This is a genomic window from Janthinobacterium saanense (assembly GCF_014200675.1).
GTDB lineage: Bacteria > Pseudomonadota > Gammaproteobacteria > Burkholderiales > Burkholderiaceae_D > Janthinobacterium.
Genome location: NZ_JACHCI010000026.1, coordinates 38,020 through 53,401 on the forward strand (window position 1 = coordinate 38,020; position 15,382 = coordinate 53,401).

At 63.9% G+C, this 15,382-nt stretch carries 10 protein-coding genes; 7 read left to right on the top strand and 3 right to left on the bottom strand.

Features of this window, described 5'->3' with window-relative positions; all coding sequences use genetic code 11:
- The first annotated feature begins 287 nt into the window (after positions 1-287).
- The 4 genes from HDE72_RS24945 (at position 288) to HDE72_RS24960 (ending at position 6,051) form a co-directional block, all read left to right on the top strand.
- Positions 288-1,538, top strand: coding sequence for an efflux RND transporter periplasmic adaptor subunit (locus HDE72_RS24945; RefSeq protein ID WP_183747541.1), 1,251 nt, complete (start codon positions 288-290; stop codon positions 1,536-1,538).
- Between the two features lie 3 nt (positions 1,539-1,541).
- Entirely contained in the window at positions 1,542-4,652 is a 3,111-nt protein-coding gene (locus tag HDE72_RS24950) for an efflux RND transporter permease subunit (RefSeq protein ID WP_183747544.1), read from the top strand.
- Positions 4,653-5,011: 359 nt separating this feature from the next.
- Complete coding sequence (locus HDE72_RS24955; RefSeq protein ID WP_183675254.1) at positions 5,012-5,734, top strand: MgtC/SapB family protein; 723 nt, start codon at positions 5,012-5,014, stop codon at positions 5,732-5,734.
- Positions 5,731-6,051 (top strand): hypothetical protein, encoded by a 321-nt coding sequence (locus HDE72_RS24960; RefSeq protein ID WP_183747548.1) that lies wholly within the window; start codon positions 5,731-5,733, stop codon positions 6,049-6,051. Before HDE72_RS24955 ends, HDE72_RS24960 begins: the two co-directional genes overlap by 4 nt.
- Before the next feature lie 4 nt (positions 6,052-6,055).
- Here HDE72_RS24960 and HDE72_RS24965 read toward each other — a convergent pair whose 3' ends face one another.
- The 3 genes from HDE72_RS24965 to HDE72_RS24975 all read right to left on the bottom strand — a co-directional run bounded on the left by HDE72_RS24965 (position 6,056) and on the right by HDE72_RS24975 (position 9,404).
- Complete coding sequence (locus HDE72_RS24965; protein WP_183747551.1) at positions 6,056-7,204, bottom strand: acyltransferase family protein; 1,149 nt, start codon at positions 7,202-7,204, stop codon at positions 6,056-6,058.
- 108 nt (positions 7,205-7,312) lie between these two features.
- Complete coding sequence (locus HDE72_RS24970) at positions 7,313-8,731, bottom strand: HAMP domain-containing sensor histidine kinase (protein WP_183747554.1); 1,419 nt, start codon at positions 8,729-8,731, stop codon at positions 7,313-7,315.
- Positions 8,724-9,404: a response regulator transcription factor gene (locus HDE72_RS24975; RefSeq protein WP_183747557.1), complete on the bottom strand. Its 681-nt coding sequence runs from the start codon at positions 9,402-9,404 to the stop codon at positions 8,724-8,726. The genes HDE72_RS24970 and HDE72_RS24975 overlap by 8 nt, the downstream gene beginning before the upstream one ends.
- 437 nt (positions 9,405-9,841) lie before the next feature.
- On the opposite strand from HDE72_RS24975, the gene HDE72_RS24980 reads away from it, so the two are divergent.
- The 3 genes from HDE72_RS24980 to HDE72_RS24990 are packed head-to-tail and all read left to right on the top strand — an operon-like array spanning position 9,842 to position 15,375.
- Positions 9,842-10,975, top strand: coding sequence for an efflux RND transporter periplasmic adaptor subunit (locus HDE72_RS24980; protein WP_183747560.1), 1,134 nt, complete (start codon positions 9,842-9,844; stop codon positions 10,973-10,975).
- Positions 10,968-14,075, top strand: coding sequence for an efflux RND transporter permease subunit (locus HDE72_RS24985; RefSeq protein ID WP_183747565.1), 3,108 nt, complete (start codon positions 10,968-10,970; stop codon positions 14,073-14,075). The genes HDE72_RS24980 and HDE72_RS24985 overlap by 8 nt, the downstream gene beginning before the upstream one ends.
- Positions 14,059-15,375, top strand: coding sequence for a TolC family protein (locus HDE72_RS24990; RefSeq protein WP_260176908.1), 1,317 nt, complete (start codon positions 14,059-14,061; stop codon positions 15,373-15,375). Before HDE72_RS24985 ends, HDE72_RS24990 begins: the two co-directional genes overlap by 17 nt.
- Positions 15,376-15,382: the final 7 nt, after the last annotated feature.

Here is a 15,382-nt window from a genome sequence, read left to right on the forward strand (position 1 = left end):
GAGCCATTGACACGGCTCAAGCGTAGCGGATGGCTCCATCTGCCATTTTTGCATTCCATGCCCGTTTTTGTGCACTCTGTCGCATTTGCATGGCGAGTCCGGCAACAACTTCATAAAGTAGCAACATGCGTATCATCGTGTACGGGTGCAAACGGCAGGCGTGCCGTCTGCGTCCGGCATGGTGATACGCTACCCGAATTGCCTGGCCAGCCATCGCCGGAGCCGTATCGAGAACACGCGCCGGACCCTCCCGTTCAAGCTTGCGCAGCCTCCATTAAAAGAGCCTTATGAAAAACGAGACCTTGCCCCCACTACCCACCTCCGCTTCCGCGTCCACCCACCCTGCCAGCCGCGCCCGCCGCTGGCGCGCACCTCTGCTGATCCTGCTCGTCGTGGGCCTGGCCGGCGGCGGCTGGACCGTGATGCAATCCAGGCAGCAGGCAGCCAAGGTTGCCGAAGCGCAAGCGAACAAGAAAAAGCAAGCGGACAAGACCCCCGTGCACGAACTGGCGCAGGGCGATGTGGCGTCCATCGATGCGCGCGCGCTGTCCGTCAGCCTGCCGTTATCGGGTTCGCTGGCGCCCCTGACGCAAGCGACCATCAAGGCCAAGGTATCGGGCGAAATCCACGAAACGACGGTGCGCGAAGGCCAGCAGGTGGCGGCCGGGCAAATCCTGGTGCGCCTGGACGCGGCCGACCAGCGCGCCCGCTTGACGCAGCAGCAAGCCATGCTCGATGAAGCGCAGGCGCGACTGTCGATGGCGAGCAAGAACGAAGCCAACAGCCAGGCGCTGCTCAAGCAGAAATACATTTCGCAGACGGCCTACGACACCACGCAAAACTCGGTCGACCTGGCGCGCGCCAGCGTCAAATCGGCGGCCGCCATGGTCGACATCGCCCGCATCGCGCTGGCCGACACCGTGATCCGCGCGCCGATGGCCGGTATCGTCAGCAAGCGCCACGTGCAGGCTGGCGAAAAGGTGGCGCCCGACATGCCGGTCTACACCATCGTCAACCTGGCGCAACTGACCCTGGAAGCGCCCGTGCCCAGCTCGGAGATCCCGCGCATCAAGATCGGCCAGGACGTGCATTTCAAGGTCGATGGCTTTGGCGAACGCGATTTCGCCGGCAAGGTCACGCGCATCAACCCGACCACCGAAAGCGGCTCGCGCGCCATGCTGGTGTATATCGCCGTCGACAATGGCGATGGCGCGCTGCGCGGCGGCATGTTCGCCAAGGGCAGCATCGTCACGGAGCGTTCGGCAGTGGCGCCGCTGGTGCCATTGACGGCCCTGCGCAAGGACAAGAAAGGCACGGTCGTGTATGCGCTGGTGGGTGGCAAGGTGGTCGAACAAGTCGTCACCCTGGGCCTGCGCAACGAAGATGAAGGGTATGCCGAAGTGACGGCGGGCCTGGTGCCCGGCGCCAAAGTGATCGTCGCCAGGCTCGATGGCGTCAAGCCCGGCCATGCCGTGAAATTTGCCGCGCCAGCCGCGACGCCCGAGGCACAAGCGGCCGTCCTGGCTCAGAAAGGCTAAGCCATGTGGATGACCAAAGTCAGCATACAGAATCCCGTCTTCGCCACCATGGTCATGGTGGCGCTGGTGGTGCTGGGTATTTTCTCTTACCGGGGCCTGGGCGTGGAAAGCATGCCCAGCGTGCAGTTTCCCTTTGCCGCCATCGAAGTGAACTATCCGGGCGCTTCGCCCGAGGCGGTGGAAAACGACATTACGCGCCCGATTGAAGACGCCGTCAACACCGTCAGCGGCATCAAGACCATCCGCGCCAACTCCTGGGAAGGACGCGCCGGCGTCTACCTGGAATTCGAGCTGTCGACGAATATGGACAAGGCCATGCAGGACTTGCGCGACAAGGTGGCCCTGGTGCGCCCGCGCTTCCCCAAGGAAGCCAAGGACCCCTTCATCGCGCGGGCAGAAGGCGACAATGAACGCCCGATCGCCACCATCGTGCTGACCTCGACCGGACATGACCTGCGCGAGCTGTCGACCATGACGGACCAGATCATCAGCAAGCGCTTCCAGGCGGTCGCCGGCGTCGGCCAGGTGAAACTGCGCGGCTTGCGCTCGCGGCAGATACTGATCAGCCTCAAACCGATCGAACTCAATGCCCAGGGCATCGGTGTCGATGAAGTGATACGCGCCATCCAGGCCACCAACACCAATCTGCCGGCCGGCTCGATCAGCCATGGCGCGGCCGAACAGCTGGTGCGGGTGGAAGGCAAGATCAAGGATGCGCGCGAATTTGGCAAGATCATCGTGGCACGGCGCGCCATCGGCCCCGTCTACTTGGACCAGGTGGCAAGCGTGGTCGACGGCGAGCAGGAAGAACTGTCGATCTCGCGCGTGAATGGCAAACAGGCGGTGACCATGGAAATCACCAAGGTGCAGGACGCCAACGTGGTCGAAGTGGGCACCGGCATCCTGAAGGTGGCGGCCGAAGTGCAAAAGACGCTGCCGCCCGATATCGACCTACGCGTGCTGGACGATGAATCGGAACGCGTGCAAAGCCAGCTCAATAACGTCAAGCGCACCATCATCGAAGGCGCCGTGCTGACCATGGTGATCGTGTTCCTGTTCCTGCACTCGTGGCGCTCGACCATCATCACGGGATTGACCCTGCCGATTTCCGTGCTGGCCAGCTTCATCGCCATGAAGGCCTTCGGTTTCACCTTGAACTTCCTGACCCTGATGGCGCTCTCCTTGTGCATCGGCCTGTTGATCGATGACGCCATCGTGGTGCGCGAAAACATCGTGCGCCACCTGGGCATGGGCAAGAACCACTACAAGGCGGCCAACGACGGCACCAATGAAATCGGCCTGGCCGTGATGGCCACCACCTTCGCCATCGTCGCCGTATTCGTGCCGGTGGCCTTCATGGACGGCATCATCGGCCGCTTCTTCCTGCAGTTCGGCATCACGGTGGCCGTCGCGGTGCTGGTGTCGCTGTTCGTCAGCTTCACGCTCGATCCGATGCTGTCGTCGGTCTGGCGCGACCCGGTCAAGGACCGTTTTAAATATGCGCCGTGGCTGGGCCGCTTCATGGCCTGGCTGGAAACCGGCATCGACCGCCTGCACGTCTGGTATGGCAAGGTGCTGGCAGTAGCCCTGCGCTGGCGCAAAACCACCCTGGCCACGGCGCTGGCCCTGTTCGTCGGCAGCCTGATGCTGGTGCCGATGATCGGCGGCGAGATGTTCCCGGAAACCGACCAGGGCTGGGTCAACCTGCGCTTCAAGACGCCGGTCGGCTCCAGCCTGGAATACACGGATACCAAGGTGCGCCAGATCGAGACGGCCCTGAAGGAGTTCCCGGAAATCGATAGCCTGGTGGCCAACGTGGGCACCCAGGATGGCCGCAACACGGCCGAAGTGAACCTGAAGCTGACGGACATCAAGACGCATAAACGCCGCTCGCAGCAGGAACTGGAACGGCTGATCCGCGACCGCTTGACGCCGATTGCCGGCATCACCCTGTCCGTCGGCAACCGCCCCATCTTCATCGCCATTTTGGGCACCGATGAAGGCAAGCTCGATGAAGTGGCGCACCGGCTGATGGACAAGATGCGCACCATCAAGGGCATCGCCGATATCGAATACAGCCAGGAAGGCGCCAATCCGTCGACCACGGTGAAGATCAATAACGAGCTGGCCAGCGATCTGGGCCTGTCGGTGCAGCAGATCGGCACCGCCCTGCGTCCCTTCGTGGCGGGCGACACGGTCAGCCACTGGCTGGCGTCCGACGGCCAGAACTACGACGTCAACGTGCAGCTGCCCAAATCGGGCCGCCAGAAAGTGGCCGACCTGGCCGACCTGTCGCTGGCGTCAAACAAGCTCGATGACAACGGCAAGCCGATCATGATCCCGCTGCGCCAGGTAGTCGACTTCGTGCCGTCGTCCAGCCCGCAAGTGCTGAAGCGCCAGGCCTTGCAGCGCCGCGTTGCCATCTATGCCGGCGTGCAGGGCCGCCCGGCCGGCGACGTCGACGCCGACGTGCAGAAGGCCATCAAGGCCATCGACCTGCCGCCCGGCGTACGCTTCGACGTGGCCGGCAATGCGCAGCAGATGGCCGAAACCATGGGCGGCGCCATGATGGCGCTGGGGATCGCGGTGATCTTCATCTATCTGGTGCTCGCTTCGCAGTTCGGCAGCTTTTTGCAGCCGATCGCCATCATGGTCTCCTTGCCGCTGTCCCTGATCGGCGTGCTGCTGGCATTGCTCATCACGGGCAGCACCCTGAACATCTTCTCGGTGATCGGCTTCATCATGCTGATGGGACTGGTGACCAAGAACGCCATCCTGCTGGTGGACTTTACCAACCAGCGCCAGCGCGAAGGCCTGGGGCAGTTCGAAGCGCTGATGGAAGCGGGACAAGTGCGTTTGCGCCCGATCCTGATGACCACCCTGGCGATGGTGTTCGGCATGCTGCCGATGGCGATCGGCATGGGCGACGGCGGCGAATCGCAGGCGCCGATGGGCCGCGCCGTCATCGGCGGCGTGATCACCTCGACCATTTTGACGCTGGTGGTGGTGCCGGTGGCCTACACCTACCTCGATAGCCTGGGCAAGCGCGCCGCGCGTTTCTTTGGCGGCGGCGCCGATGCGGAACATGCGTCCGAGACTGCACTCCACCCTTGATCAGGCTCACCGTCCTTGCCATGGCAGGGACGGTGTTTTCTGCTTCCTGAAGAGATGTTCAGTTGACGAAAAACACAGGGCTGGCTAGACTCTGCCCGTTATTAATTGAATGGAGTGATACGTGGGTACTGGTTCCAGTGACGGTAGTCGATCGCGGTTCGACGATTAAGCCTGGCAAGACGCGGATTACTCTCCCGCCTTGCCAAGGCAAGGTGCGGTTATACAATAGCGGTGCATGGCGCCGCCCCCTCCCCTACATCGTTTTCCCCATCGGCTGCTGACCTATAGTGGCATGGCCGGGCACACTGCCCGCGCCTGACAAGACTCGCCTGTCCTTCCTGCTCACACAGGAGAAAAGAATGATCTGGTATGACTTTGTGCTGCGCGTTGCCGCAGCCCTGACCCTGGGCGCCCTGATCGGCGCCGAACGCCAGCTGCGCCAGCGCATGGCGGGCTTGCGCACGAATGCGCTGGTCTCCGTCGGCGCCTCGCTGTTCGTGATGGTGTCGGTACTCGAAGCCAATCCGGACGGCCGCTTGCGCATCGCCGCGCAAGTGGTATCGGGTATCGGTTTTTTGGGCGCCGGCGTCATCATGCGCGAAGGCATGACGGTGCGCGGCTTGAACACGGCCGCCACCCTGTGGTGCTCGGCCGCCATCGGTATCCTGTGCGGCCTGGGCTACGCCATGGAAGCGGCCATCGGCACGGGCTTCGTGCTGGTCGCCAACCTGGTGCTGCGCCATATCGCCCAGCGCATCAACGCCCATGGCCTGGCCGCCGGCAGCGAGACGGAAAGCATCTACCGCATCACCGCCGTCTGCGAGGCAGAACAGGAAGTGCTGGTGCGCAAACTCATGCTGCGCATGATCAGCGGCATGCCGGCGCTGATGCTGCAATCGCTGCACAGCGAAGATGCGCCGCAGGCAGGCCGCATCGAAGTGCGCGCCGACCTGTTGACGCCTTTGTCCAGCCTGGGGCTGCTGGAACAGATCGTCAGCCAGGTCAGCCTGGAAGGCAGTGTCTCGGCGGTGCGCTGGGCGCTGGTCAATAACGCAGAATTTGTCGCAGAGCGAGGTGTATGATGAAATTTTTGAAATCGATTTTCCAGGCGGCCACCGTCCGTAAAAACCCTGCCGTGACCACCTATCGCCTGACAGTCACCTGCCCCGCCACGCAAGCGGACCGCGTGGTGTGTCTGCTGCTGGCCGAGCTCAAAAGCGCAGGCCTGGCGCCGTCGCAAATCCTGCGCAGCTGGGACGAAGACAAGAACGTGGTCCAGCTGATCGCCATGGTGCTGTGCCAGCTGGTGCAGCGCGCCGTGCTGGTGCGCTTCATCAACCGCGCAGGCGCCCTGCCGCAAGTGCGCCAGGTACGCTGGGAAGGCGTGGCACCAGCCTGATTAGCTAGTGAAAGCTGGGCCTTGCACGCAGCAGCGCCTGTTTCGTCACGCGCTGCAAGGCCGGTTCGCCATACACGGCCACCAGCCAGGCGCAGCACAGCGAGAAAGTCAATGCACCGGCCAGCGCCACCCAGCGTCCGGCGCCCGCCTGCACCAGGCCCGCCATCAGCTGCGCGCCGGCCACCTGGTGCAGCAAATACAGGGGAAAGGTCATCATGCCGGCGGTTTTCAGCAGGCGCAAAAACCACTGCGGCAGCGCGTGCACGCGATGATTCCTGTGTACCGACAGCACCACCCAGGCCAAGGCGCCCAGCCAGCACAGCACCGGTGGCCAGGCCGAAAAAGCGCTACCCGTGGCCTGGTTCGTTGCCACCGAAGTGAGCACGATCTGCAGGCAGCCCGCAGCGCAGAACACCGCGCACCACAGCCGGTTTTCGCGGCAGCCATGCTTGACCAGTTCCAGCCACAGAAAGACGCCGAGCGCAAAGAAGATGCCGTGGTGTACCAGCAACAACCCCAATATCCTGGAACGGTGCAGTTGCTGCATCCACTGGGCGAATTGCCCCGGCCCGCCCATGGCCGCCAGCCACGCCAGCAGCCAGAACAGGCTGCTGGTCAGGCCTATCGCGATGGCAAGCCGGTTGATCCAGGCAAATTTGCCGCGCACCACCAGCAGGAAGACCAGGAAATAAAAGACGATTTCGATGCCCAGTGTCCAGTAGGCGTAATCGATCCACGGTGCGACGGGGATGAACAGCACACTATGCAAAAACGCCAGCAGCATCTGGTACATGCTCCATTCGCCGCCCACCACCACGGCAATCAGCGTGATGCAGGCGCAAATCCATACGCCCGGCCCCAGGCGCACTACGCGACTGACCAGGAAATCATAGCCCCTTGCCCGCTCGCTGGAGAAAGCGATAACAAAACCGGAAATGACAAAGAAGATTTGCACGCCAACCCAGCCGAAATGGGTGGCGGAAAACAGCTCGGGGAAAGAAATCAGTTGCTGCAAATGGGGCGTGGAGACGGGAGACGGATCGGCCCAGAACCAGAAACCATAGTGGTAAGCCACCACCAGCATGGCGGCGAGAAAGCGCAGCGCATCGAGGCCGATCACGTGCCGGGGATTGAGTGTGGAATGCGTGGACATATTGCCACTGCCTCTGCGTTAAAAAAACATACACAGATAGTAGCTTTTTTATATTTCTATTTGATTACAAAATGGATAGCTATCCATTTTGTAATCTGCCCTGAAGTCTCACGGCTGCCGCTCGCCGCCAGGCAGGCGCATGGTGAACAGGGCGCCGCCACCGGGACGGTTCAGCGCTTCGATGCGCCCGCCATAGGCATGCACGATGGCTTGCGACAGGGCCAGTCCCAGGCCGAAGCCGGGCGCCTCGCCCGCGCGCGCCCTGGCGCCACGGTAAAAACGCTCGAACAGGTGTGGCAATTCATCGACACTGATGCCGGGGCCGGCATCGCTCACGCCCAGCAGCGCATCGTCACCATCGCGCGACAGGTGGACCGTGATCAGGCTGTCGGGCGGCGAGAATTTCACCGCGTTGTCGAGCAGGTTGGCCAGCACCAGGTCCACCGGCCCGGGCGCCACGCGCGCGCTGATCCCTGCATGACCCTCATGCGGATCCTGCAGCACGATGCGGATGCCCCTTGCTGCCGCCACCGTTTCCAGCCGCCGCGCCGCCGCCAGCGCCAGTGGATACAGCGCCACGGTTTCTACGGCACTGCGGTCCTGGCCCACGTCCAGGCGGGTCAGCATCAGCAATTCTTCCACCAGCGTCGTCAAACGCTGCACTTCATCGAGGCAGGACGCCAGCGCGGCCACATACTCGGGCGTTTCCCGCGGGCGGCGCAAGGTGATTTCAATTTCGGTGCGCAGGCGCGACAGGGGCGAGCGCAATTCATGCGAGGCGTCGGCCGTGAAGCGGCGCTGCGCATCGTAGCCCGTTTCCAGCCGCTCCAGCATGGCGTTCAGGGTATCGACCAGGCGGCCGATTTCATCAGGCGTGCCGGGATGGGGCAAGCGCCGCGCCAGGCTCGCTTCGCCGATAAAATGCGCTTGCTGCACCACGTTGTCGATCGCGCCCAGTACGCGCCGCGTCAGCATCTCGCCGGCCAGGCCGACAGCCGCCAGCAAGGCCAGCGCCATCGCCACGAACAGCATGGTGGCCGAGGTCAGCGTGTGATTGACGTCATCGAGCGAACCGGCCACCTGCACTGCCAGGCGCACCTTCCCGTGACGGACGGGAATCGACACCATGCGCACAGGTTCCTCGCCAAAGCGCGGCAAGGTTTCAAACACGGTTTCACCAGCGGCCAGGCGCGCCAGCAAGGCAGGATCGGCCGGCAGGCGGGCCGCCTCCAGGTTACGGCTGCGCGCCAGCACATGGCCCTCGCCATCGATGATCTGCACCAGGCGGTCCAGCCGTGTCAGCGAAGGCGGCGCCATGCCAGGCGCCACTTCGTGCACCGTGACGCCCTGGCGCGGCGTGGCTGGCAGCATCGCCATTTCCGTCTCGCCCAGCGCCAGCAGGGCCGCATCGAGCTGGCCGTGCACGGCGCGCGACAAGCCCCAATAGCCGGCCAGCGCGGTGCAGGCCACGATCGCCAGTATCACTGCCAGGTGCACCAGCAGCAGGCTTTTGCGCAGGCTAAACACCGTCGTTTTCCGCCAGGCGGAAGCCGCGTCCGCGCACCGTGTGTATCAGTTGCGGCAAGCCGGGCGCATCGACCTTGCCGCGCAAATTGCGCACATGGACGTCGATCAGGTTATCGATGCCGATCAGGTCGGCCTGCCAGATCTGCTCGGCCAGGCGCGCGCGGCTGACCACTTCGCCCGCCTGGCGCAGCAGGATCAGCAAAATCGCATATTCCTTGGGCGTCAGGTCCAGCACTGCGCCAGCGCGGGTGGCCTTGTGGCTGACCGGGTCGAGCGCCAGGTCGGCCAGCGCCAGCACCAGCGGGCGGCTGATATCGGAGCGGCGCAGCAGCGCACGGATGCGCGCCAGCAGCTCTTCGAACTCGAAAGGCTTGGTCAGATAGTCATCGGCTCCTGTATTGAGACCCACTACCCGGTCGGCCGTGGCGTCGCGCGCCGTCAGCATCAGGATCGGTGTCTGGATGGCGCGCGCACGCAAATCGCGGCAAAAATCGATGCCCTGTTTTCCGGGTAACATCCAGTCGAGGACGATCATGTCGTAATCGACGGCGTAGCTTTCCTCTTCACCGTCTTCGGCGCTATGCACCACGTCGACGACAAAACCTTCTTCCTGCAAGCCGCGCGCCAGCAGCCGCGCCGCCTTGCGGTCATCTTCTACCAAGAGGATTCTCATGCCTGTCTTTTCCCGTCATGCTGTGTTTTTCTTGGTTTCATTTTACCGCGCCGCGCCTGGCCCCGCCGCCAACCTGAAGAAGGATTCAGGAATACTTGGGAAGTTCTTCAGGCGCGTGCTGCTATGCTTTTCCAGCGCTGAAAAAGCGGCGCAGCTAGCCGTATCAATCAACTCACAGGAGAAAGCGTGGACCCAGACTCGCCTGCCAGCATGTGCCGAAAAGGCCGCCGCTCGATTCCAGCCTGACCGCCGCGCCCCGTGCTTCGCCACGGCACGCCATGGGTCCAGTCCTGGCCCCGCACGGCAACCGTCTTACGCTCTACCCCTCTTCGGCACCACCCACTGACCGCCCGCCAGCGCCCTCGCGCTGCCGGAGCTGGACATGCCTGCGCATGTTCCAGCACAACGCTCATCAATCAATAACAAGGAATACCGGGATGAACTCGACCACCCCTATCTCGCTTGGCGCCTGCAGCCTTTGCGCCATCGCCCTCGCCTGCATGACTTTGTCGGGCTGTACCAAACAAACCGAGGCAGCCACGCCGCCGGCTGCAGCGAGCCATCTGGACGACGGCAGCATCAGCGTGCCGAAAACGTCGCCGCTGCGCCAGCGCCTGCAGATTGCCGCCGTGACCGAACAGGATATCGCCGTGCAAACGAGTGCGCCGGGCGCCATCGAGGCCATGCCTGAAAAACTGGTGAAAGTGACGCCGCCGCTGTCGGGCCGCATCCTGCGCCTGCAGCGCGCGCTGGGCGACACCGTGAAAGCCGGTGATGCCCTGTTCACGCTGGACTCGGCCGACCTGAGCGCCGCCTATGCAGACGACAGCAAGGCCCGTTCGGCCCTGCTGCAGGCGCGCCAGGAGCGCGACCGCCAAAAGACGCTGTTCGAAGCGGAAATCGCCGCACGCAAGGATTATGAAGCGGCCCAGGCAAGCTTCGAGCAGGTGCAGAGCGACGCCCACGCCAGCGCCGACAAGCTGGCCCAGTATGGCGCGCCTGCCGGTGGCAGCTCGCGGCGCGACTATGTGCTGCGCTCGCCGATCGCCGGCACGGTGATCGAGATGAATGGCGCACAGGGTGGCTACTGGAACGATATCAACGCCCCCGTGATGACGGTGGCCGATCTGTCCACCGTCTGGCTGTCGGCCAATGTGGCTGAAAAAGACCTGGCGCAGCTGGCTGTCGGCCAGAGCACGCGCATCACGCTCGACGCCATGCCGGGCCAGCAATTCGAAGGCAAGGTGGCCTATATCGGCGCCGTGCTCGACACCGATACGCGCACGGTCAAGGTGCGCGTATCCATCGATAACCGCAGCGGCAAGTTCAAGCCCGGCATGTTCGCCCATGCCGGCTTTGCCGGCACGACCCGCCGCGTGATCGTGGTGCCGGCTGCCGCCCTGCTGCAAAGCGGCTTGTACACCAAGGTGATGGTCGAGCGCAGCCCCATGCGTTTCGAGCCGCGCACCGTGCAGGTGGGCGCCACCCTGCAAGACCAGGTGGAAATCGTCTCCGGCCTGAAGGCGGGCGAGCGCATCGTCGTCAAGGAAGGAGTGCTGCTCAATGATTGATTCCTTCATCACCACCTGCTTCAAGCGGCGCGGCATCGTCTGGCTGGTACTGCTGTTCGTCACCGTGTATGGCATCTACAGCTGGAAGCAACTGCCGATCGAAGCTTACCCGGACATCGCCGACGTCACCTCGCAAATCGTCACGCAGGTGCCTGGCCTGGGCGCCGAAGAAATCGAACAGCAGATCACCATACCGCTGGAACGCGCCTTGATGGGCACACCGGGCATGCACGTGCTGCGCACGCGCAGCCTGTTCGCCCTGTCGCTGATCACCGTGGTCTTCGAAGATGGCAGCGACGGCTATTTCACGCGTGAACGGCTGCAGGAGCGGCTGGCCACCGTGAGCTTGCCATATGACGCCAAGCCTGGCCTCGACCCCTACACCTCGCCTACCGGCGAAATCTACCGCTACACGCTCGAATCGAAGTCGCGCAGCCTGCGCGAACTGTCCGAACTGCAGTTCTGGACCGTCATCCCGCGCCTGCAAAAAGTGCGCGGCGTGGCCGACGTCAGCAATTTCGGCGGCTTGACCACACAGTTCACCCTGGAACTGGACCCTGCCAAACTCAATAGCTACAGCCTGTCGCTGTCGCAAGTGAAAGACGCCATCAATGCCAACAACGTCAGCGGCGGCGGCAGCATCATCGACCGTGGCCAGCAATCGTATGTGGTGCGCGGCGTGGGCTTGCTGCACTCGCTGGACGACATGGGCAATGTGGTGGTCACGGCCAAGAATGGCGTGCCGGTGCTGGTGAAAGACCTGGGCAAACTGGTCTACGGCAATGTGGAGCGGCGCGGCATCCTGGGCAAGGACAACAATCCCGACACCATCGAAGGCATCACCCTGCTGCTGAAGGATTTCAATCCCTCCGAAGCGCTGGAAGGCATCCATGCCGCCGTCGATGACCTGAACCACAACCTGCTGCCGAAAGACGTGAAAGTGGTGCCTTATCTGGACCGCAGCTCGCTGATCGAGGCGACCTTGCACACGGTAGGATTCACCTTGGGCGAAGGCATGCTGCTGGTGGCCCTGGTGCTGCTGCTGTTCCTGGGCAGCCCGCGCGCAGCGGCCATCGTGGCGCTGACGATCCCGCTGGCCCTGCTGATCGCCTTCATCTTCATGCACCACTTTAAAATTCCTGCCAACCTGCTGTCCCTGGGAGCGATCGACTTCGGCATTCTGGTCGACGGTTCGGTGGTGGTGCTGGAAAACATACTGCGCCGCCGCGAACGCGACCAGGACCGGCCATTGACTTTGCGCGACGGCATAGACTCGACCTTGCAGGTGGCGCGCCCCATCATGTTCGGCATGGCCGTCATCATCGCCGCCTACCTGCCCCTGTTCGCCTTCCAGCGCATCGAATACAAGCTGTTCTCGCCGATGGCCTACGCGGTCGGCTCGGCCCTGGTGGGTGCGCTGGTGGTCGCCCTGATCCTGATCCCCGGCCTGGCCTGGCTGGCCTTCCGCAAGCCGCGCAAGATGTTCCACAACCGCGTGCTGGAAGCACTGGCAGAGCGCTATGGCCGCTTCCTGGAAAACATGGTCGGCAAGCGCCGCTGGGTGGCCGTCGTCTGCGGCGGTGCGCTGGCCGGACTGGTGATATTGGGCGGCACCATCGGCCGCGACTTCCTGCCCTACCTCGATGAAGGTTCGCTGTGGCTGCAAGTGCAGATGCCACCGGGAATCACCCTGGACAAGGCCTCGGAGATGGCCAGCGAACTGCGCCGCGCCACCCTGGAATTCCCGGAAGTGTCGACCATCGTCACGCAGACCGGCCGCAACGACGACGGCACCGATTACTGGACGCCGTCGCATATCGAAGCGAGCGTGGGCCTGCATCCGTATAAAACCTGGAAGTCGGGCATGAGCAAGCAGGAGCTGATCGCAAAAATGAGTGAACGCTTCAAGCGCATGCCCGGCTACACGGTGGCCTTCATGCAGCCGATGATCGATGGCGTGCAAGACAAGCTGTCGGGCGCCCACAGCGACCTGACAGTTAAAATTTTCGGCAACGACCTCGATGAAGTGCGCGGCATCGCCGGCCAGGTGGCCGAGCTGCTGAAAACCGTGCCGGGCGCTTCCGACGTGGCGGTCGACGTGGAACCGCCGCTGCCCAACCTGAAAGTGGAATTGGACCGCGCGGCAGCAGCCCGTTATGGCATCAACGCGGCCGACGTGGCCGACCTGATTTCCACCGGCATCGGCGGCGCGCCTATCGGTCAGGTATATGTGGGCGAAAAAAGCTACGACATCGCCGTGCGCTTCCCGTTTGACGTGCGCTCCAGCCCGGACGCCGTCGCCAACCTGATGCTGACCACAGCCGATGGCGCCAAGGTGCCGCTGGCGCAAGTGGCCAAGATCAGCACCACTTCGGGTGAAAGCGTGATCGTGCGCGAAATGGGCAAGCGCAACATCATCGTGCGCCTGAATGCCCGTGGCCGCGACCTGGCCAGCTTCCTCGACGAAGCGCGGCCACTGCTGGAAAACAAGCTGCATTACGACCACCAGCGCATCAGCCTGGAATGGGGCGGCCAGTTTGAAAACCTGCAGCGCGCGCAAGCCCGCCTGGCCATCATCCTGCCGATGACCCTGGGCGCCATGTTTTTGCTGCTGTTCGGCCAGTTCCGCAACCTGCGCCAGCCGACCCTGGTGCTGCTGGCTGTGCCGCTGGCGATGCTGGGCGGCCTGGCTGCGCTGCATTTGCGCGGCATGACCCTGAATGTGTCGAGCGCGGTCGGCTTCATCGCCCTGTTCGGCGTGGCCGTGCTGAACGCGGTGCTGATGCTGGCGCAAATCAACCGCTTGCGTACGCAGGAAGGCAAGACCTTGCGCGAAGCGGTGCTGGAAGGGGCGCGCGACCGCATGCGCCCCGTGCTGATGACGGCCACCGTCGCCGCGCTGGGCCTGACGCCGGCCATGCTGGCCACGGGCCTGGGCAGCGACGTGCAGCGCCCGCTGGCAACGGTGGTGGTGGGCGGCCTGGTGACGGCCACCGCCCTGACCCTGCTGCTCCTGCCTGCCCTGTATTACCTGATCGAGGCGCGCATTGCCGCGCGCCCGGCCCAGACCGAAGGAGTAAACGATGATGAAACACTTTAATCTCAATCCCCGCCTGGCGGCCCGCCTTGTGCTGGCCACCACTATGGCCGCCTTGATGGCGCCGGCTGCCAGCGCGGCCGCGCCGCTGAACTTCGCCAGCTACCTGGCGGCGGTGGAAGCGCACAGCCTGGAATTGAAAGCACAGAACGAAACGGTCACTTCGGCCAAGGCCGGCGTCGGCATCGCCGGCATCCGGCCCGACCCCGAGTTTTCCATCGGCGCCTCGCGCGAAACGGTGAAATCCGTCGCCAACCGGCCCGTCACCTGGACGCCCACCGTCAGCATGGTGATCGAAACGGGCGGCAAGCGCGACGCGCGCCTGAAGGCAGCCCGCAGCAATGTGCTGCTGGCCGAGGAAACCGTGGCCGGCTTCAGGAGCGAGCTGTATGCCACCGCCGCAGCGGCGTACACGGAAGCGTGCCGCACGCGCGAAGTCGTGGCCCGCAAGGAGCAGACCATGAGCGCCCTGTCGAAAGTGGTCGACGCCAATGGCGTGCGGCGCAAGGTGGGCGACGTGGGCGGTATCGAGCTGCTGCAGTCGCGCGTCGAACGCGACCAGTTCCAGGCCGAACTGATGCAGGCCCGTAGCGACGCGGACAGCGCCATGCTCAATTTGTCGCCAGCGCTGGGCCAGTCTTTCGAGACCCTGTTCCCCGATGCGCAACTGAGCTGCGACTTCACTGCCTTCGAGAGTAGTAGCGTCAGCAAGCTGGTGCCGCAGGCGCTGCGCGAACGCAACGACGTGCGCATCGCCCGCGCCACGCTGGACAATCTGCGCGATGGCGCATCCCTGGTGCGCGCCAACCGCTCGGTCGACCCTACCGTTTCGCTGGGCGTATCGGCCGCGCGCGGCTACCACGACGGCGTCGACGCCAATGGCGATACGGTCGACGGCACGCCGCGCTCGCGTGCGCTGAGCCTGTCGCTGTCGATCCCGATTCCACTGTCGCGGCGCGACAAGGGCGACATCGTGCAGGCCGAAGCCGGCGTCACGCAAGCCATGCTGGCGCTGCGCCAGGCCGAGCTGAAGGCGGAAACCGACGTGCGCACGGCCAGCGTGCAACTGGCTTCGGCCCAGCAGCGCCTGGCGCGCTACCACGACGGCGTGCTGGTCGATGCGCAAAAAGTGGTCGATGGCATCCGCCTATCTTACTTCAGCGGCAATGCCTCGCTGCTGGAGTGGCTGGCGGCCCAGCGTTCGGCCGACGATGCTTATCAGGGCTATTTGCAGGCGCGCGCCGATGTGGCGATCGCCAGCACGCAGCTGCAACTGGCCATCGGCCAGCGTCCCACCCTGTAACGGGAGC

Coding starts and splice junctions, on each gene's coding strand:
- HDE72_RS24990 (WP_260176908.1), top strand. CDS start 14,059: ATGATGAAACACTTTAATCTCAATCCCCGCCTGGCGGCCCGCCTTGTG.
- HDE72_RS24965 (WP_183747551.1), bottom strand. CDS start 7,204: ATGTCCACGCATTCCACACTCAATCCCCGGCACGTGATCGGCCTCGAT.
- HDE72_RS24985 (WP_183747565.1), top strand. CDS start 10,968: ATGATTGATTCCTTCATCACCACCTGCTTCAAGCGGCGCGGCATCGTC.
- HDE72_RS24975 (WP_183747557.1), bottom strand. CDS start 9,404: ATGAGAATCCTCTTGGTAGAAGATGACCGCAAGGCGGCGCGGCTGCTG.
- HDE72_RS24955 (WP_183675254.1), top strand. CDS start 5,012: ATGATCTGGTATGACTTTGTGCTGCGCGTTGCCGCAGCCCTGACCCTG.
- HDE72_RS24960 (WP_183747548.1), top strand. CDS start 5,731: ATGATGAAATTTTTGAAATCGATTTTCCAGGCGGCCACCGTCCGTAAA.
- HDE72_RS24945 (WP_183747541.1), top strand. CDS start 288: ATGAAAAACGAGACCTTGCCCCCACTACCCACCTCCGCTTCCGCGTCC.
- HDE72_RS24980 (WP_183747560.1), top strand. CDS start 9,842: ATGAACTCGACCACCCCTATCTCGCTTGGCGCCTGCAGCCTTTGCGCC.
- HDE72_RS24950 (WP_183747544.1), top strand. CDS start 1,542: ATGTGGATGACCAAAGTCAGCATACAGAATCCCGTCTTCGCCACCATG.